Genomic DNA, 20,375 nt, shown 5'->3' with positions numbered 1-20,375 from the left:
ATCCTAATAAGCAGTCCAACCAGCATCACCAGTAATAACTGTACCATTAACAAAGCTTGATTCATCTGAAGCAAGGAATAAAGCTATTTCTGCTATTTCTTCTGGTTTACCTACTCGTGGATTTACTCCTAATCCTGCTTGAATACGTCCCATACCAAATTCGTTAATATTTGTCATGGAGGAACCGATATTTGTTTCAACTCCACCGGGAGCAATTGCGTTGCATCGGATTCCATTCGTTGCGTACATGAAGCCAGTATTCTTCGTGAATCCAACAACTGCATGCTTAGACGCTGTATAGGCCGCTCCAGCTCTCGCCCCTTGAAGTCCACCTGCAGAAGCTACATTAATAATAACTCCTTGCTCTTTTTCTAAAAAGATCGGTAAGACTTTTCTTGTTGAGCGCATTACACTTGTAGTGTTTACAGCGAAAACTCTTTCCCACTTATCATCTTCAATATCACCAGCAGGTTCAAAGTTATCCATAATTCCTGCATTATTAACTAGAATATCTAATGTACCAAAAGTATCTACGGCAGTATCAATTAGGTTTTGAATATCATTTTCTTGTGCTACATTTGCCATAATAGCTATAGCGTCCCCACCGTTTGATTTTATTTCTTCTACGGTAACATTTGCAGCATCTGCATTAATATCAGATACAACCACTTTTGCACCTTCTTTAGCATAAAGGGTAGCAATTGCTTTCCCCATACCAGAACCAGCACCAGTTACTACAGCTACTTTATTTTGAAGTCTCATGATTTTCCCTCCAATTAATTATGATGTATTATGCTTTAACTGTTACCTTTTTTAATTTTACTGTTGCCTCTTCAGAAGCTGCTTGTTTAACTTTCTTGATAAAGAAAGAAAGTAATAATCCAAGGACACCTATTCCAACAATCACCAGATAAGCATCGTTTATTCCGTTAATTGAAGCTTCTTTTATAATTTGAGCTTGTGTTAATCCCTTAGAAGCCGCTGTAGGAATTAAATCCTGTATATGCGTTTTAGTACGATCTGTCATAATTGTAACTAGAAGTGATGTACCAACCGCTCCGGCAACTTGACGAACTGTATTTGTAATTGCTGTACCGTGTGCATTTAATTGCTTTGGAAGTTGATTCAAACCAGCTGTCTGAATTGGCATCATCATTAATGCCATACCGATTCGTCGTCCAGTGGACATTAGTACTAGATATGTGTAACTTGTCGAGTCCGTTAAGTTTGTAAAGCCAAGTGTTGTCGCAATTGTAATAATCATCCCGAAAATAGCTAGCCATTTCGCACCAACTCGGTCGAACAGCTTTCCAGTAACTGGCATTAGAAAGCCCATTACCAATGCACCAGGAAGTAATAGAAGACCTGACTCAACCGGTGTATAGCCACGAATATTTTGTAAGTAAAGAGGAAGTAGCATCATATCTGCATACATTACCATCGTTACTGCGATATTAATAACTGTCGTTAATGAGAACATACTAAACTTGAATGCACGTAAATCAAGTAAAGGATTTTGCGAAACCATTTGTCTCCATGCAAAAAGGACAAGTGCCAATACACCGACAACAATCGTACTAATAACTTCTGAATTCGACCAACCTAAACTTCCAGCTCGGCTGAAACCGTAAAGCATTGCACCGAAACCAATTGTAGACAGTGTAACGCTAAGAAGATCAAATTTAGTTTTGATACGATCTGAAACATTTCGCAGATAAATGAAACCAAGTACGATTACAAGAATAGCAAATGGAATCATTCCGTAAAACATCGTTTCCCATTTGTAATTCTCCATTATATAACCTGCAAGTGTAGGACCGATTGCTGGGGCAAATATTATCGCCAGCCCAACCATCCCCATTGCTCCTCCACGTTTTTCTGGCGGAAATAGCGTCAAAATAACGTTAGTAAGTAGTGGCATAATAATTCCTGCACCTGCAGCCTGAATCAAGCGTCCTGTTAACAGGACAGGAAAATCGGTCGCAATTGCCGATACAATTGTTCCTGCTAAAAAGATAATCATTGAAGCTTGAAATAGTTCACGTGTGGTGAAACGTAGCATTAAATAGGCTGTAATCGGAATTAATACACCATTTACTAGCATGTAGCCTGTTGTTAACCACTGTGCTGTTCCTGCCTTGATATGAAAATCAACCATTAACTCAGGAATGGCAACACTCATAAGCGTTTGGTTTAATGTTGCAAGAAAGGCACCTAAAATCAAAATGAACATAATAGGTCCTTTTTTTATCGAATTTGTGTCTATTCCCGTTGTTTTACTCAATCCCCCATCATTCCTTTCTCTCTTTATCATGGACATAATTTACAAAGTGTTTAATAATAAACATGATATAAATTAAATTATAATTAGTTAGTTCATTCTTACAACCGACAATATTTGAAGAAATGTATTGTAGTTATCACTCTTTTTAGTTTTGTAGTTAAAACTAAACATATTAAACACATTTAAAGAAATTGTAAATTTCATGGAAAAGGTGATTTGATTTGAAAGATAAAACAAAAATGGATCCTAGAATCATTCGTACACGTCAATTAATTAAAGACGCTTTTATCGATCTACTTCAGGAGATGGATTTAAACAAAATAACAGTTAATCGAATATCGGAGCGTGCAACAGTTAATCGAGTTACATTTTATCTACATTATCGTGATATACAAGATATGATGGAGAAAATGGCTTTGGAAATGGGTGATAAGCTTGGACAAATTATGAGGGATTCACCAAACTATAATTCAATAGAAGAAACTGACTCGGTGAAGCTTTTAAACTTGCTTGAACATATAGCAGAAAATGCAAAGTTTTATAAAGTAGTTCTTGCTTCTACTAAAACACCCATCTTCACAGAGCAATTATTAAAAATCATTACTGAAACAATAACGAAAAGAAGAGAAATTGATTCTTTACATATTAAGACCGATATTCAAAAGGATATTATTATCTGGTATGGATCATCAGCTCTGATTGGTACAATTGTCTCGTGGTTAAGAAATGACATGCCGTATACCCCTCAATATCTGGCTAAGCAATTATCTTTACTTTTTAGAATTGGAAACAAAGTATAAATTCTGTGCCAAGGTAAAGAAATTGGAATGAAAAAGTAGGAAATAAAGATAGTCCTCTAAAATCGAGCCTAATCTTTCCTTGGCTATGCTCTTAACCTCTTGTCCCACTAATAAGCTGTTTTTCAGGAGTGGAGATAACTATTACATTCTGAAATAACAATAAAAATACGAAATGTTCGTCCGTGGAAATATTAGTAAAGTATTAGAAGATTGAAGGAATAACTTCAATTAATTACTTCCTATCTTGTGGTAATCCTATCCAAATTTCATTTTTACTTAATATATCTTTAAGTATTACTTCACATACTATACGAGTTTTCTAAATATACTAATTTTGTTGTTAAATGTAGAATTTTAGTATTGGGTACTATTTTTTATATCTTGGATGGGAGGAGGACTTAGTTATGTATGAAGGAAAAATTATCAAATTTTATAGAGAAAAATACAAACTAACGCAAGAACAGTTGGGAAAAAACATTTGCTCCGTTACCCATATCAGTAAAATAGAATGTGCTCAAACGAAGTACGCACCAGAAATTATAAATTTATTATCAAATAGGCTTGGAATTGATATGGACTTAGAAGTAGCTAATTTTATGAATATAAAACAACGATTACTACATTGGCATGATGTAATTATTATGCAGTTATTCGAAGAGATGAATCAAATCTATTATGAATTTGAAATGGAAGAATTAATCCAAATCTCAGAGTATAATGATATGTATCAATTACTAAGAGCGAAATATTTTCTTGCGCATAATAAATGCAATGAGGCTTTTAAAATCATTAAAAAACTACAAAAAAAAGAAGACAAATTAGCTCCATATGAAAGAAATTTATTAAAGCATATTTTAGGAATTTATTCTTTAGCAAAGCAAGAATACAGTAAAGTGATCGAAATTTTAAAGTCGATTGATAATACAGTTTATAAAAATCCTGAATATTTTTACCATCTAGCATCGGCTTACCATACTTTAAATTCTCCTGTGTTAGCCTATTATCATGCTGAAAAATCTCATCAATTTTTTAAGCAAATTAATAACTATCTTAGGGTAATTGATGCAGAGATGTTAATGATTATCCAGGTTCAAAGTGACACTTTAGAGGAAGAAATTATTAATCGTTTCAAAAATTTGATTAGAAGCTGTGAGTTGTGTAATGCTCCTGATCGAAAAGCAAAAGCTTTACATAATTTAGCCTATGTGTTTTATAGAGGTAAAAATTATAGGGAAGCAAGTAAATATTATAAACAGTCCATGATGCTAAAAGATCCAGAGTGTTCAACGTATTTACTATCGTTGGAAGGCTATCTTCGTAGTTCCTTTGATGGTGGTTTTTCTAACGTAGAAGAACTTGTGCATGACGCTGAAGCAGGACTTTTCATAGCGAAAAAAAATAATTACATTTTATATATCCATTTATATAAACTTTTACTTTATTTATTAAAGTCAAAAGAAAAAGAGTATCATCATTATTTAAACAGTAAAGCTTTACCTATGTTTGAAAAAAATGGTTTTACTTTTTTAGTAGAACGCTCTAAAAAGGAATTATTCAATTATTATAAAAAGATGAATTTAAATGAACAAGCAATGGAGATTGCACAATTAATCGTAAATGCTTAGGACTTATATATTTTAATAGTATAACTATTTATAGTTATATCGCTGGTTCTCTTCCTAGAAACCAGCTTTTGTTTTTATTCAAGTGCTTTTAGAAGTCAACTTCTAAAAAAAATAAGACAAGAATACGGAAATTGTATTCTTGTCTTTTATTATTTTTAAGGGAAAGTTTTTAATTGAAAAAAGATAAAATCGTTTTACTTTTCCAAAAAAGGTGTTTAATCCATCTTCTTAATATCATTAAACACCCTTTATGACTTTTTTACTTGAGAGTAAATTTGTACTGCTAGTTATTTCATTTTTATAGCTTGATCGACATTACGCTTGTCCACTCACCATAGATTTTTTGCGATCCAACCATTTTGTAAGAACGGATTTTGTAGTAGTATGTTTTACCTTTACTTAATCCTTTGTTTGTGTAATTTGTTGTTGTTACACTGCTTAGATGTGAGAATGTGCCTGTTTTTGAAGTTGATTTAACAATTTCATATCCTGTTGCACCTGATACTTTTGACCACGTTAGTTTCACAGCGTCTTTTCCTGATTTCGTTAATTTCACATTTGATGGTTTAGCTGGAATTGCTACCCATTTCGCGTAAATTGTATTATTAGCTGTAACACGATCCTTCGCAAAGTTCCAAGCTACTTTACCTGCAGCATCTTTGTACCATCCAAGGAATACATAACCTTTTCTTGTTGGTGACGCTGGTTGGCTAATTGTTGAATTGTAATTTGCTGTTTTTGAAGCAACGGAACTTCCACCGTTACTGTTAAATTTAACAGTGTAAGTGTTAATATTCCATTTCGAATAAAGTGTGATGTTGCCTGTTAATTTTAAAGAATTTCCTGCTGATGTATTTAATGTAGCATCCTTGTACCATCCTGCGAACGTATAACCCGTTCTTGTTGGTTTTGGTAAATTAACGACGCTATTGTAATCTGCAGTTTGCGCAGGAACTGTTGAACCACCATTGCTTACATAACTCACTTTATAAGAATTAATTTTCCACTTCGCATATAACGTTGTATTACTTGTTACTTTATCTGTTGCAAAGTTCCAAGCTACTTTTCCTTCCGCATCTTTGTACCATCCAACGAACGTGTAGCCTGTTCTGTTTGTTGTCGGAGCAGTGATACCTGAGTTATATGTTGCAGTTTTGTCGGCAACTTGACTGCCGCCATTACTATTGAAGTGAACAGTGTAAGAATTAATATCCCATCTCGCATAAAGGATCATGTTGTCTGCTACTTTGTCTGTTGCAAAGTTCCACGGTATTTTACCTTCAGCATCTTTAGTCCAACCAAGGAAAGTATAGCCTATTCTTGTTGGTTTTGATTCATCAAGTAATGAATTATACTCTGCTTTCACTGATACTACTAGTCCAGCATCTTGTGTGTCATAAATTACAGTGTATTTTGCTGGTTTCCATGTTCCGTAAATTGTTTTTGCAGAGTAAATAGAATTTGTGAAATCCCAAGGGATTGTGCAATCTTCATCTGCGAACCATTTTAAATCGTATCCGTGTACGGTTGGTTCTGTAATACGACGTACGACGATTTGGTCTTTTACTTCAAATGGAGCTTTTTCACCTTTTAGAACATAGTGAATGTTATTTCCGTTTACGATTTTTTGCGTAACTGTAACATCTGCATATTCGTTTGCGCTAATGTTGATGATAAAATCACCTATTTTTTTGAATACGCTCTGATCAATCGTGAGTGTGCCATGTGTTGCATCAATTTTGTATTTTGTTGCGTCAATCGCTGTACCAGCCACTTTGATACCCGTAATCGCATTTGCCCAATCTTTGTCGCTAAATTCGAGTGTAATCTCATTACCTAACGCGTTATCAGTTGTATCTGCTGATACGATTGATGTTGCTAAGGCATATTTTGCATACAGTTTAATTGGTTTTGTGACAATGCTTGTGAAATCAAACGGCGTTGTTAACGCTTCGTCACTGTACCATCCCATAAATTTGTAACCAACTTTTGTGGGTTCAGTTGGCATTGTAACGCGTGAGTCAACGATTTGCGGTTCGATTGCATCGCCTCCGTTTGTTTCAAATGAAACTGTGTAACCAATGACTTGGTCTGTAACAGTCGCATCCAAGTACCCTTCTGACGAAATGGTCACATTTACTTTTTGTCCAGCTGTAAATAATGATTTATCAAGTGTAATTGATCCTTTATGTGTTACTGAATCATACGTTAATTTATAATCAGTACCCGAATTTAGTACTTTTGAACCAATGCTTACTTTCTTGATATTATTTCGCCAAGTTCCGTCGTCTGTAAAGGCGATTGTAATATCACTTCCAACAACATTTCCAACAACATCTTTTGTTACTTGAGGCGGTGTTTTCATCCAAGCGATGTAATACGTTTCATTGTTTTTCAATACCTTACCAGTTCCTGTTGAAATTGGTACATCTTGTCCGCTTGTTCCTGCCGCATCATAATAAAGGGTTGGCATCATGGAAAGGGTGCCATTTTTTACTTTTGTTGCTGCTGTCACCATGTCAACACCAAATGCTTTTCCATTGACTAGTTTGTCACTGAAGAAGACATCACCTGGTGAATTTAATGTACCTCCATTTAAATCAATGTGTCGGCGATAACCTAGCTTTACATTTGGAATTTGAACGGTTTCCCCAGCTGTTGACGTTAGTGTCAATTGATAACCAGTTGAACTTGGTGCTTGACTAAATGCAAACTTTTCACTAGGGTGAGCTGTTGCATATGTTTCTGTCGCCGTTGTGAACTTTAATGAACCACTACCGTCACCATTATCAACTAAATCATACGTAGTTGGATCTAACGTATACGTACTGTCAGTTGTTTCAAACGTACCATCTGCTTTCATTTTTCTATACGTTGCGTCAATTTTTGCGATATCATTCTTTGTCTTTAACCATGGTGTATTCGTTGTATAGTCTGGGATTTTAATCGTAACTGGACCTTCACCAAGTACGGTACCACCTAAATTATCACCATCTGGTTTCGATAAATCAACAGGTGAATAGTTTTGCGTGTAATTCACTTGCCATTTTGCAGCAACCTTTATATCTGAAGCATAGTTATTATATTCAACCCAAGGAGTCGTTAATGCACCCGTCACTGGATCGACATTATACCAACCAACAAAATTATAGCCAGATTTGACAGAAAGTGGCGTACTTCGATTTGGGGAGATACTATTGAAAATATACTGTCCTCCATTATATCGAGAATTGCTTGGTTTAAATCCGAATGAAATTGGATTTATCGCGCTTCCACCTTTTGAGTCAAACGTAATGCCATATCCAATTGGTTGAGCAGCATTCGTGCCATCTCCGCCAATCGTTACCATCGGGTAAATGGTTCCATCTAAACCGGTTGAGTTGATCTCGAATTTATACAATTGAGGTAAATAGTTCGCTCCACCTGGATTAATCGCTGAATTATACGATTTTGCGTCATTCGGATTAATCGCTGCATCCGTTTTAAATAAATCGGCTTTAAATGTAATTTTTCCTGGTTGTGAAATATCGTAATACAGATTACCATTTCCATCTTTTAGATTCGTAATATCTAAGCCTGTTGTAAAACCTGCTGTTTTGACAACGATTTTATTGATACCCTTTCGCCAATTAGAGTCATCAGCAAATGTATAGTTAAATGTGACATCGTTTCCGATATGCGCTTTTGCTGGATCAGTGACCATTGGAATGGTAGGAGTTGGGATTGGTACTGATGCAATTGTAAAGCTATTCGTAACTGGTTGATAGCCAGTAGCCGTGATACGTACCGTGTACGTACCAGTCGTATTAAATAATGAACCATGTAATGATAGTGTAGCTGGTACATTTACGATCCCTTGTATCGGGTCATTCTTGACGTAGCCGGATGTAATCGATACGGCTGGAACGGTTGTATTTGGTACAACTGCATTCGTTACGTCAGTGAAATTACTGCCTAATCCTAATTCAACCTTAGTAATCGCTTTTCGCCATACAACATCATCTAACATGACATTGCTCGTTGGGATCAACGAAACAGTTGAACCATTTTTCAAATCTTGGAAAGTTGGTAATTGAGTTACGGATGTTTTTTGCGTTGGACCTGCAAAATTTAGCATTGCCATAACTTCTTTTAGACCATTACCAGCAGATAAGTTATAGGTTTTAACTTTCGAATCATCAGAAGAAGCAGTATACGTTCCTCTATTTGATGAAATCGATAGATTTTCTGTCAAAGTAAGTTGTGGTTCTGGGACTACCTTACCTGCATCAATCGCACTTTGATTTTTCTGACCAAAGTTTTTAAAGATATAGTAAAAATCATTGTAATCTATATTACTGAAAGAGTAACTGCCAAATGAATTCAGTCCTGAGAAAGCCCAGCTAATGTCATTATTTCGATGCGTAGTAGAATTTGTAAAGAATTCCGCTTTTTCTTTAGAAGATGCTGATACACCTTTTAGAAAATCGAAATCAGCATATGCTTGGATTTCTGAAACTAAATCCTTCATATCAATCACATTATCGCCATTTACATCTCCACCAAGTAAAAGTGGTGTGTTCATCGATGCAAAATCAAAGTATGAGCCTGATTGAAATCCGAATTTGTTGGATCCAATGACTGGCGTTGTTTGATATCCTTTAAAATGACCTGGCATATACGTTTCAATTGAATACGGCTTGTCGCTTGCTTTCATTGTAATGGAATACGTACCTGACGTTTGATTTCCGATTTGAACGGAGTTTGCGTCGCTTGTGTTATCCGTTACATACGTATTACCATCGGCATCTTTTGCCGTAACGGTCGCACCTGAATCCTTCGTAATATTCGTAAAACTTCCGCTTAAATTGTTTGCTTTGAAGCTTTCCGCAAACAGACCACCCGTCACTTGTGACTTCGGTTGTTTGACAAGTGGCATATTCGTTAAGAAAGCCGGAACGACTGTCTCTTTTCCAGCCAATGTGAAGCTCGAATTTTCGACAGCGAAACTTTCGTCAATTGGGCCAACAAATGCACTTTTATCTGTGTAAGTCAAATTTGCTTCTAAAATCTTCATGTCTTGCGTGTCTTTCGTCAGTGCGCCTGCTTCAGAAACGCCAGAAATAGTCACGTCGACTGAACGTCTGCCTGTTTGTTTATCTAAATAAGGCTGACCAACTGTTAGTGTAGGTGTAATGCCTTTACTTCCTAAATAGTTACTATATTCGTCAGAAAGCTTAATGTTTGAAAATTCAAGTATAGGATCTGCCTCAATTGTAAAGGTACCGCCAGTCATTCCAATTCCATTTTTCGTCGCTAATGATACTTTAAATGGTTTTTGGGGTTCAACGACCACATTCCCTTTGCTTTCTAGTGCTGGGTCTACGCCTCCAGAAGTTGTGACTGTTACATATGGCGAACCTTTTTTGATGAAGTAATACTTTTTCTTCGTTGAATACCAGTCGCCTGCTCCAGAATAGTCGGAAGGATAGATCACATACTTCATTCCACTTGCTTTAATGTCGTTAGGCTCTAAGCCAAAACTGAAACGACCGTTTCCATCCGTTTTAAAAATGTGTGTGACAAATGGACCATCTTGATAACCAAACACTGTGTTCTGCCCTTGATCGACAGGTGAAGGCTTAAGCGTATCATAATCTTTTAACGTCGTTTCGCCATTATTTTTCATGACATCAATATTCGAGTCATAAACGGTTCCATAAAACTTCTTAACCTCTTGTCCTGGATTGTAACCTGTAGGGTCGATTTCATAAATACCCGGCTGCGAATCACTATCCATCGTTAAGGTAGGTGCTTTGTAGTCGACATAAAGCGTGTCTTCTTTTGTGAACTTTTTCCCATCTTTGTCAGTTGCGATCATCTCAACCGAATAGGCACCTTCTTTTAGCACCGCAGGCGTTTTTCCGATTCCAGCTTGATCAAGTGAGCCATTATATGGTTTTGTAAATGGTAAATAGAGTCCATTAACAAGCATTGTTACAGGACCATAAACGACTCCAGGGCCAGCCCCACTGATATTGCTCACATTTTGTACGACTCCGATATAGTTTCCATCTTTATCTTTCAATAGAACATAGGCACTATCCATTGAGCCGTTTACAGAAAAGGTGTATCCTGAACCAGGTTGTCCCGCATTTGGGTTATAGTTTCCAGTATAACGCTCAGATAGTGTCATCGCTTTGATGTCTACTTTAAAATCAATTCCTTTTTCAGCAATCGTGATGGTAAATGGCATGCGGTATGATTCGTTCGCATCATTTGCATTCACAACATTTACATATCCTTCATACGTACCGTCTAATGCGTTTGCTGGTACGGTAATTGTCGCTTTCGCTTTCACTGAGCTTTTTCCGTCCACACTGACAGACGTTACATTTGACTCACCAGTTGAAAAGTCGATTTTCACATTATTTCCAGTACCTTGTCCAACTGGATTTGAACTCGCAAATTTTGTTGTGATAAACTTTGAACTGAGTTTGAACGTTTTACTTGTTGAACCTTGGTTTGTAATCGTGAAGTCTTTTGATTTGACAACATCATCAGAGCCCGTTTTCGCTCCTTCTCCGCGTCCATTAAAACCAAACGAGAAGCTACCTGTCGTGTTATCGATTGGAGTATACTGATCTTGCCCATCTATATTTGTAGTACTTGTTGCTTTATCTAATACTTGTACTTTGATATCTGAGTGTACCGCTCGAACTGGATCAACACGCCCTGCACCAACTTGGTACACACTGTATGTTTTTGAATCGGTACTCACGTCTTTTGCTGTATTCATTAATGCCGTTTTCACATCGGCTGGTGTGTAATCTGGATGTGCAGCTAATACAAGTGCTGAAATCCCTGTTACGTGAGGCGCAGCCATTGATGTACCTGACATTGATTGGTAGGCATATTTATAATCTTTATCAGCATTTGGTTCCCACACATCGTATGGTTGAGTTGAGAAAATGTCAACACCTGGTGCGATGACGTCTGGTTTGATGCTCCAATCTTTTACTGGCCCTGTTGAACTGAACGACGCCAATTGATCAGCCGGTTTGTTGAGTGGGGCATCAAGCGTCATTGGGAACGTAATCTTAGCGTTCCCGGGATCGGCTTTTATTGCGTTCGCAAGTGATTCACCTTGTGCTTGTGTAATAGAAATTGCATATACATTGTCAGCGCTAATCCCTAAAAAGTTTGGATTATACCCTTGGGTTTCTTCATCCGCTTGGTTATCCCAAATAATCATCCCTTTTGCCCCAGAATCTTTCGCATTGGCCATTTTTTGAGTTAATGTATCGACTCCGCGTTTCACAAGAGCAATTTTTCCGCTCATGTCTCTTCCTGCATAATCATCTTTGCTTCCTAGACCAACATCGACGATTGGAATCGACAATCCTTTGAACGCATCATCAGCGTCTGCAAAATGTTTCCCGAATAAACGCGCTTGATAAGGCGTATTACCGAATTTTACGGTTTGCACAGGAATTTGTTCTGGAACAGTACTTGCACCAACCGTAATGGCAAGTGGTGAAGTCCCTGGTGACCCAAGTGTCGCGACGCCTGGTCCTGCATTTCCTGCAGAGACTGAACAAACGACACCTTGTAATGTTGCGTTGTTAATCGCGATACTAGTCGGGTAAAATGGGTCATTAACATTTGCACCGAGTGATAGATTCACTACATCCATTTTATCTTTTACTGCTTGGTCTATGCCGCTTAGTACAGCGTAAGAAGAACCATGTCCACCCGGTCCAAGTACGCGGTACCCGTGAAGTTCAACATCTGGTGCAACACCGTCCGCTGAATAAACGTTATTATTATCTGTTGTACTCGCTGCAATCGTACCTGATACGTGAGTACCATGCTCCGTAATATAATCTTTGTAATTAGGAGACGGTGACGCTTCTTCTGGATTCGGATTTTCTCTTGCTGCTTCCCAATCCGGATAGATCGTTTCCATCGGGTCATGATCATCTACTTGAACCACATTTCCATCTGCATCTACTTTTGAGTTAATAAAGTCGTGCCCTTCATATAAATGTCCGTCCGCATCGTGTGTTACTTCATATAAATCAGGATGGTTGTAATCAATCCCTGTATCAAGTACCCCTACTTTTACTCGTTGACCTTGTTTTGGACCTGACAAGAATTTCCCTGTGTTCCCTTCTGCGTGTAGTTTATCAACACCCAATAATGAAAGTCCTGCAGTTGGTTTTCCGGTTGCTGTCGCTTCAGTCGCTGTCTGTGTTTCGCCAGATGAAGGGGTTCCTTCTTCTACTTCGTATTGAACTACTGACCAGACAGATGCAACATCCGCCTGGCTGGCAATCGCTTCAACCATACTCGGTGGTACCGTTAGTGCAACCCCGTTAAATGCATCTGTGTATTCTCTTGTGATGCGGACACCCGTTTGAACTTCTTTTCCACCAGTAATTTGCTTAGCCGGTTGCGTCTTTACAAACGCTTTAAATTTCGCATGTGCATCCGCAACTTTTTGTTTTGCTTCTGCGTAATCATCAGAGAATGTCTGCGCACTTGCGCTTCCTTTTTCAAGTGATTGCTTTATGATTTGGATCTTTGCTGGATCCACCTTAAATTGAACGATTACATCAATATTTTTTCCGCTTTTTAAATCTTTCTGATCCACGTGGATTTTTTGTGTGTTATCCGCACCAGTCAGCTTATTGATGCTTGCTTTTTGTTCTGGTGTTAATCCGGCCAAAATGCGGTTCACTTCATCTGCTGTAAATTTCCCATCAGATGAATTTTTCTGATCAACATTCGACTCCGCGTGTGCTAGAATGGCGCTTTGTGGTAATACGACATTTAGTAACATCGCACTACTTAACGCAACAGCCGATATTGTTCGTTTCTTTTGTCTCTTTTTCATGTTACTCCCCCCACTATTAGTCGTCCTGATAATTATTTAATATAATATTTAAAAATATTAAATAATTATATCTGTGACTTAATAATACGTTAAAAAGTAATGAAGCTACATTGGGGGAATTTGCAGAAAATTGTAGTTAAACGACGAACAAATACATTAGTATTTAAATGAAAATTATCATATTTTATCATTTTCCCTTCGAAACTAGTCTTATTACCCCGTTTTTTCACCCTAAAGGACCTAAAAATTCAGTTAAATTGACTTTTTGGTAAATTAATATCAAAATAGTCAAATTTGGGGGAATTCTCACTTTTTTATTAAAATCTTGATTATGTATTTCTATATTCCATTATTTTCATTAATAAAATTTACTTTTTATTATTAGTTTTTCGACATTTTTTTCAATCTACATAAATGGAAAATGAATTTCATGCTAGGTGATTTAATCTAATTCAATAAAAACGGAAGGAGTTTAAAAAAATAAAAACCTTTTAAAACCCAGGTATATACGTGTTACTGTTGTATCCATGTTCGAAATACAGAATGCTCTACTCCGATAGATTTCGAATGTTCCTTCCTCTTCATCCCCTTCTAAGTAGCGTTTTACGGCAATTAATTTCTTCTCAATTGTAAGTTAAGTCATAAAAATGCACCTCCTTATATTAGACGGTGTCTAACATTTGGAGGTGCATTTTTATGAGGTTTTACTATTCATGTGTGCTTTGTTTGTAACCCAAATTACCAGAAGATAGGCGAAATTTACATTCGATCCACATTTAAGATATGTACCTTGAAATGTGGCTTGATCTTCACTTTAGGATAGTCCACTTCCCAATTTAAATTCCTCCAAATTTTAGGATGAAATGCCTTAATCCTTTCACCGATCCCAAGCAAATCACAATTCGCTTTTTGCATGATTTGAATTGTCTCTAACGCTTTTTTGTCTAATTGTTTACCTAGTTCTTTTTCGGTTTTATTCACATATTTTGCATTAAGTTGGTGATATGATTTTCCTAATTTGATGACAACGATGTCGATGTTAACATTGAGATTCACTTTTGGTGGTCTTTTTGATTGCGGTATCACACGAATCGTTGAAGTTCCTTTTTTTAATGAAAAGCTGTAACTTCGATAATCGTTCTTTTCTTCGCTAACTTTCTCTAATTTACCACTATATCGTTGTCTTCCTTTTTCTTTCCCGGTAATTAACATCATCATACGCAATTGTTCTTTATTAAGTTCTACATCTGTATTCTTCCCGTGGCTAATTAATAGCCCACCTTCTAATTCTGTACCTTTCTCATTTTGTTTCACAATTGGAATCGCAAGATTTGATAATTCGTATTCTTTTGATTCTAATAATTGCATCATCGTCACACTATTAATGATATTATTTTTATCTAACGCCGAGTTAAACCTAACAAAATTACCAGCGAATTTTCCATTCTGTTTTGGAGTTGTCTTTAAAAAAGTTCCTAAGTCCCCTTTGAATATTACAACCGGTGAGTTAATAGACGTATACGGTGCATGTAATAAAAAATTAAGTTGTAAAATTGGTTCGTGTTTCACAAAAGATTCACTCATCAAATAAATCCCTGTGTTGATCCCTAAAAAAGGCGCTTGATCGATATACTGCCCTTGACTAACGGCTTCAATAACATTAGGTCCTTTTAAAACAACCGTCTCAGAAAGTGGTTCACCTGAACCCGGACCAGTACTTTTTATGTTGGTGATGACATAATCTAATTCGACTTCACGATTCTTTTCATTCCAATTGAGTCCTGCTATATCGACAAATTGTAAATTTCTTAAAGGTAAGCGATCCCAACAGCCTGTTAAAAGTGGCAACAATAAAAGTAAAATGGCAACTTTTCTCATACTTTTGCCACCTTTTCACGTAGAATCGAACCAAGTAAAAGAAATGTTGGTATCACGACAATCATGATGAAAGAAAGTACATTGTGAACATCTGAATAACGAAACATTCGTTGTCGATCAGCGCAAAAACAAGCAATGACAAAGCCAAAAACGCCAATCACCCAAACCAATAAAGAATGACGATTGATTTCTTTTTTTCGTATACTTGCGACATACCGTGCGGATAAAAACAAATACATATAGACGGTTGCTGTTATGACAGATATCCAAGTTGTGATAAAGACGATATCTAAACTCTGCACGACAGGCCATCTAAATTTACGAAGGATGAACACCATCGGTTCTGTGATAGTATCCAATTGGCTTTCGCTAAAATTATAGATGACGATGACGCTTATCAACACATAAAATAATGTCGTAATTCCGTTTGCTATTGACATCGCAAATAAAATCTCAATCTTTTTTTTGCACTGGACAAATGGAAAAACGTATAGAAGTAATTCGAATCCAGTATACGCCCAAAATGTTGGAATCGAGTCCTTTAAGACTGACACGATTCCATGTGTGCCAATCGGTAAGAAATGAAGCCAATTCCCTTTACCCATGCCACTTATGATGATAATCACCGCACAAATAACAACCAATGTAAGGACGGATTGTGAGACAGTCGAAATACTTCTTAAAGAAGATGATGCAGTATAGGCTGACATCAGAAACAAAAAACCGACAATTACAATCCAAGGTGTTTCATACAAAACCCACCGATGAAGGATATCTGCATAAGAAATTACAACAATGATACAATTCTGCGCGCAAAATAAGGCAAACAAAAAATTTAACATGACACCAATTGGTCTTCCAACAATCTGATAGAGATACTGCTGAAATGTTAATGTAGGATAACGCTTACCAAGTCCATAAATAACAAATATCACTACTTGTGAGAACACACCTCCAACCAAAACAGACATCCACGCATCATGTCCTGTATGGCGAGATTCTGCGTATGGGATCGACAAAACGTGTGCACCAATTTGTGTTGTAATCACAAGACATATCAGTTGGTTAATTGAAATCTTTTTTAGATGGATCATCGTCAACTACCCCTTTGGATCATTTAGTCTCGTCAGATCTTTTGCGACACTTTCTATTGGCCGTTTTTTTAGACGTTTGATTGGTGCTCTAAATAAGGTATCTTTTATCGCATCTTTGGTAAACCACGCATAAAAATAAGGAATACCAATCGTGTGAATCCGAGCTAAATGTGTTAATAACAAAAAGAAGCTAATCTCTAACCCGATTAATCCAAAAATAGACGCCATCACTAAGAAAGGGTAAGTCATGATTCGTGCGACATTACTCATTTCGTATGAAGGAATAATAAAGGAAGATACACCCGTGAGAGCAGTAACAACTACCATCATATTTGAAATCAGATTCGTTTGAACAACGACTGTACCAATAACAATTCCACCAACTACTCCAATTGTTTGACCAATTGGACCTGGTAGTCGAATGGCTGATTCGCGTAAGATTTCAAGCGTAACAAGCATGATTATCGCTTCTAAAATCGGAGGTAAAGCAACCAATTGCATTGAATTCTTAAGTGTTAAGGCAATTTCAAATGGAATAATTCGTGGATCAAATGTTACGAGCGCTACATACAATCCTGGTAATGAAACGGCAAAGATGAAACAAATAATCCGAAGGAAACGAAACATACTACCGACGATCCAACCAACTTGATAATCATCTGGTGTTTGAAAAAAGGACCAAAATGAAACCGGTAGTATAACACTTTGAGGCGACCCATCTGTTAAAATAGCCATTTTCCCATCCATTAGATAAGAACGGATACGGTCTGACCGTTCAGAAATGAGAAATTTCGGAAATAGTGAAAATTTATCATCTGTTATTAATTCCTCTATAAAACCAGGTGACTCGACATAATCGATATCGATACTTTCGATTTTTTTCTCCAATTCCATTAAGACGACTTCGTTTGCCAAAGAATGCAGGTATAAAATGGCTACTTTTGTACTTGAACGACGCCCAAGTGAGTAACTCTTCACGATAAAATCTGGTGTTTCAACTAATTTGCGCAACATGTTTATATTTGTATCGATATTTTCGTTTAGTGCCTTATAAGAACCGCGTAACACACGTTCATTCATCGGAATGGAAATCGAACGATCATTTGTTTTTTCAGTGTCTAATAGATAACAAATGGTTTCTCCATTTCTTTGAACCACTGTTTTTCCTGCGACTAGTGCTTTTGATACTTCTGATAACCATTCAGTTTCTTGATATTTTAGAATAGTGACCGCTTCACGAACACTCGTGTGTTGATTATGAAGCAACGGGCGGATAATGTGTTCTTGCACGATAGTTGTATCAACCATCGTATCAAAGTAGTAAAGACGGTACCATTGTTCACCAACTCGAACATCACTTGTTTTAAAATCGGAGGTATCGCATAACATCTCTCTGAGTTTTTTTTCGTTTAAATCTAGAAAAGATTCCGTTTTCATGAAGAACCTCCAATTCAAAAGTTATGTTTATTTTTCCATTTCTTTTGTTTTCCTTACTAAGTAATGAATGTTAATTTTGGATTAAAATACCAAATGTTTGTATTGATGTTCTATTTATCATGAACAAATCTTAACTGGGGAAGTTGATGAAACAACAATAAAGATACAAAAAGGAACGAAATAGCAAAAACACTGTTGCTTTTCGTTCCTTTTTATCAATTTTAACCAGAATCCTCCCACTTCAACACGTAGTGTGAGTGGGGGATTCTTTCATTAACTTGGCAAAGTTATTGAATGCAGTTACTCCTAAATAGAAAAACCTCTTAAAACATTGATAAATCAAAGTTTTAAGAGGTTTTCGCATTAATATTTTTAAGCATAAAAAAACCACCAAACAGTATGTATTGGTGGAGACGGTGGGAGTCGAACCCACGTCCAAGAATATCGGCACTTAAGCTTCTACGAGCGTAGTCACTGTATTAGAATTTCGCATACCATTCGGCCCAATGACAGGCTTCCTGATAGCTAGTCTGATTAATCTCTTCCTTTCCCCTCAGACGGTGAGGTCCGGCGTAGCCCACTAATGAGTGAACCCCTCTAAGCTATGCACATGGGCGATACATAGGAGGAGCCTTTAGTGCAATTAAGCAGCTAAAGAGAAATTGTTGTTTTTGCCAGTTATTGGCTTTTGCGTTTTAACGAGGCCGACCCCTCGACTCGCAACTTAAGCTCGAACTACCCCTGTCGAATCCGTAACGTCCCCATATAAAATGCTCACACAACTTATTCAGATATGTTCGCTATGAGTGACTTACGAAGCATAAAGCAAAGGCTTCATAATTTATAAAAACTACACATCGTGCAATTTATGTTGCTGATTAACTTACAAACTTATTATAACATATCCACTTGAAGTTGCTATTAACAATTGTTTCTAATACATTAGTTTAGTTACCAATACTTCAACAATTATCCATTTTGATTTTTTGACGATCAGAACTTTAAGATAGTATCCTCTCCCCTCCTACGTAGAAACATTTTATGTCTAACTTCTAAACATTCCATTCATTCCTCTAGCTTGCCTCTATCCGAATCAACTTATATATTCACGATTGATAGATCGCCTTAGCTCACTATTTGATTGTTCTAATTTAAATTCAAGAAAGGTTATTATTTTATATAGATGAACGTACTAAAAATATAGCATATTTATAAAACTATAATTATCTGCAGTTACTCCTAAATAGAAAAAACCCTTTAAACACTGATATATCAATGTTTAAAGAGGTTTCATTATTGATATTTAAACAATAAAAAACCACCAAACAGTATGTATTGGTGGAGACGGTGGGAGTCGAACCCACGTCCAAGAATATCGGCACTTAAGCTTCTACGAGCGTAGTCACTGTATTAGAATTTCGCATACCATTCGGCCCAATGACAGGCTTCCTGATAGCTAGTCTGATTAATCTCTTCCTTTCCCCTCAGACGGTGAGGTCCGGCGTAGCCCACTAATGAGTGAACCCCTCTAAGCTATGCACATGGGCGATACATAGGAGGAGCCTTTAGTGCAATTAAGCAGCTAAAGAGAAATTGTTGTTTTTGCCAGTTATTGGCTTTTGCGTTTTAACGAGGCCGACCCCTCGACTCGCGACTTAAGCTCGAACTACCCCTGTCGAATCCGTAACGCCCCCATATAAAATGCTCACATAACTTATTCAGATATGTTCGCTATGAGTGACTTACGAAGCATAAAGCAAAGGCTTCATAATTTATAAAAACTGCACATCGTGCAATTTGTGTTGCTGATTAACTTACAAACTTATTATAGCATATCCAACTCAAGTTGCAATTAACAATTGTTTCTAAAAGAAAAACAGAATTCCAATGCTTCAACAATTATCCAATTAAATTCGTTGACGATCCCTGAATGCACGTTCTACTTCACGTTTTGCTTCTTTTTTCTTTAAATCATCACGTTTATCGTATTGTTTCTTACCTTTACCTAATCCAAGCAATAGCTTAGCATAGCCATTTTTCAAGTAAATTTTTAAAGGTACTAACGTATAACCTGTTTCCTTTGTATAACCGATTAATTTCACGATTTCTCTATTATGTAGTAGTAATTTTCTAGTACGTAATGGTTCGTGATTGTAACGGTTTCCTTGTTCATATGGACTAATATGCATATTATGAAGCCATACTTCTCCGCCCTGAACACGTGCAAAAGAATCCTTTAGATTAGCTTTTCCAGCTCGTAATGATTTTATTTCAGTACCTTGTAAAACGATACCTGTTTCATACGTTTCTTCGATAAAGTAATCATGATACGCTTTTTTATTTTGAGCAATTACTTTCCCTTCACCTTTTGGCATAAAT

The 20,375-nt window shown here is 36.7% G+C and carries 9 protein-coding genes and 2 other RNA genes; 2 read left to right on the top strand and 9 right to left on the bottom strand.

From position 1 onward, the window contains the following. Positions 1 to 3: 3 nt before the first annotated feature. Positions 4 to 762, bottom strand: coding sequence for an SDR family oxidoreductase (locus AB1282_RS08220; protein ID WP_056468993.1), 759 nt, complete (start codon positions 760 to 762; stop codon positions 4 to 6). A gap of 28 nt (positions 763 to 790) precedes the next feature. Next, positions 791 to 2,233, bottom strand: coding sequence for a DHA2 family efflux MFS transporter permease subunit (locus AB1282_RS08215; RefSeq protein ID WP_286131637.1), 1,443 nt, complete (start codon positions 2,231 to 2,233; stop codon positions 791 to 793). 290 nt (positions 2,234 to 2,523) lie between these two features. On the opposite strand from AB1282_RS08215, the gene AB1282_RS08210 reads away from it, so the two are divergent. Continuing rightward, complete coding sequence (locus AB1282_RS08210; protein ID WP_429901087.1) at positions 2,524 to 3,084, top strand: TetR/AcrR family transcriptional regulator; 561 nt, start codon at positions 2,524 to 2,526, stop codon at positions 3,082 to 3,084. 404 nt (positions 3,085 to 3,488) lie between these two features. Then, on the top strand, positions 3,489 to 4,709 hold the full coding sequence (locus AB1282_RS08205; RefSeq protein ID WP_429898861.1) for a helix-turn-helix domain-containing protein: 1,221 nt from the start codon (positions 3,489 to 3,491) through the stop codon (positions 4,707 to 4,709). A gap of 298 nt (positions 4,710 to 5,007) precedes the next feature. On the opposite strand, the gene AB1282_RS08200 is transcribed toward AB1282_RS08205, so the two are convergent. The 7 genes from AB1282_RS08200 to smpB form a co-directional block, all read right to left on the bottom strand. Further along, complete coding sequence (locus AB1282_RS08200) at positions 5,008 to 13,587, bottom strand: InlB B-repeat-containing protein (protein WP_429898860.1); 8,580 nt, start codon at positions 13,585 to 13,587, stop codon at positions 5,008 to 5,010. 759 nt (positions 13,588 to 14,346) lie between these two features. After that, the gene (locus AB1282_RS08195; RefSeq protein WP_429898859.1) at positions 14,347 to 15,465 is read right to left on the bottom strand and encodes a Ger(x)C family spore germination C-terminal domain-containing protein; all 1,119 of its coding nucleotides are present in this window, start codon (positions 15,463 to 15,465) and stop codon (positions 14,347 to 14,349) included. Further along, positions 15,462 to 16,559 (bottom strand): GerAB/ArcD/ProY family transporter, encoded by a 1,098-nt coding sequence (locus tag AB1282_RS08190; protein ID WP_429901085.1) that lies wholly within the window; start codon positions 16,557 to 16,559, stop codon positions 15,462 to 15,464. The genes AB1282_RS08195 and AB1282_RS08190 overlap by 4 nt, the downstream gene beginning before the upstream one ends. Before the next feature lie 6 nt (positions 16,560 to 16,565). Further along, positions 16,566 to 17,996, bottom strand: coding sequence for a spore germination protein (locus AB1282_RS08185; RefSeq protein WP_429898858.1), 1,431 nt, complete (start codon positions 17,994 to 17,996; stop codon positions 16,566 to 16,568). Between the two features lie 405 nt (positions 17,997 to 18,401). Further along, positions 18,402 to 18,759: a transfer-messenger RNA gene (gene ssrA / locus AB1282_RS08180) on the bottom strand. Between the two features lie 573 nt (positions 18,760 to 19,332). Continuing rightward, positions 19,333 to 19,690: a transfer-messenger RNA gene (gene ssrA, locus AB1282_RS08175) on the bottom strand. 213 nt (positions 19,691 to 19,903) lie between these two features. After that, positions 19,904 to 20,371, bottom strand: coding sequence for an SsrA-binding protein SmpB (smpB, locus tag AB1282_RS08170; protein WP_056469927.1), 468 nt, complete (start codon positions 20,369 to 20,371; stop codon positions 19,904 to 19,906). Between the last annotated feature and the right edge of the window lie 4 nt (positions 20,372 to 20,375).

The organism is Gottfriedia sp. S16(2024) (genome assembly GCF_050473765.1).
In the GTDB taxonomy this organism is placed as follows: domain Bacteria; phylum Bacillota; class Bacilli; order Bacillales; family Bacillaceae_G; genus Gottfriedia.
The sequence above is the reverse complement of the archived record's forward strand: the minus strand, read 5'-3'. Positions and strand labels throughout refer to the sequence as shown.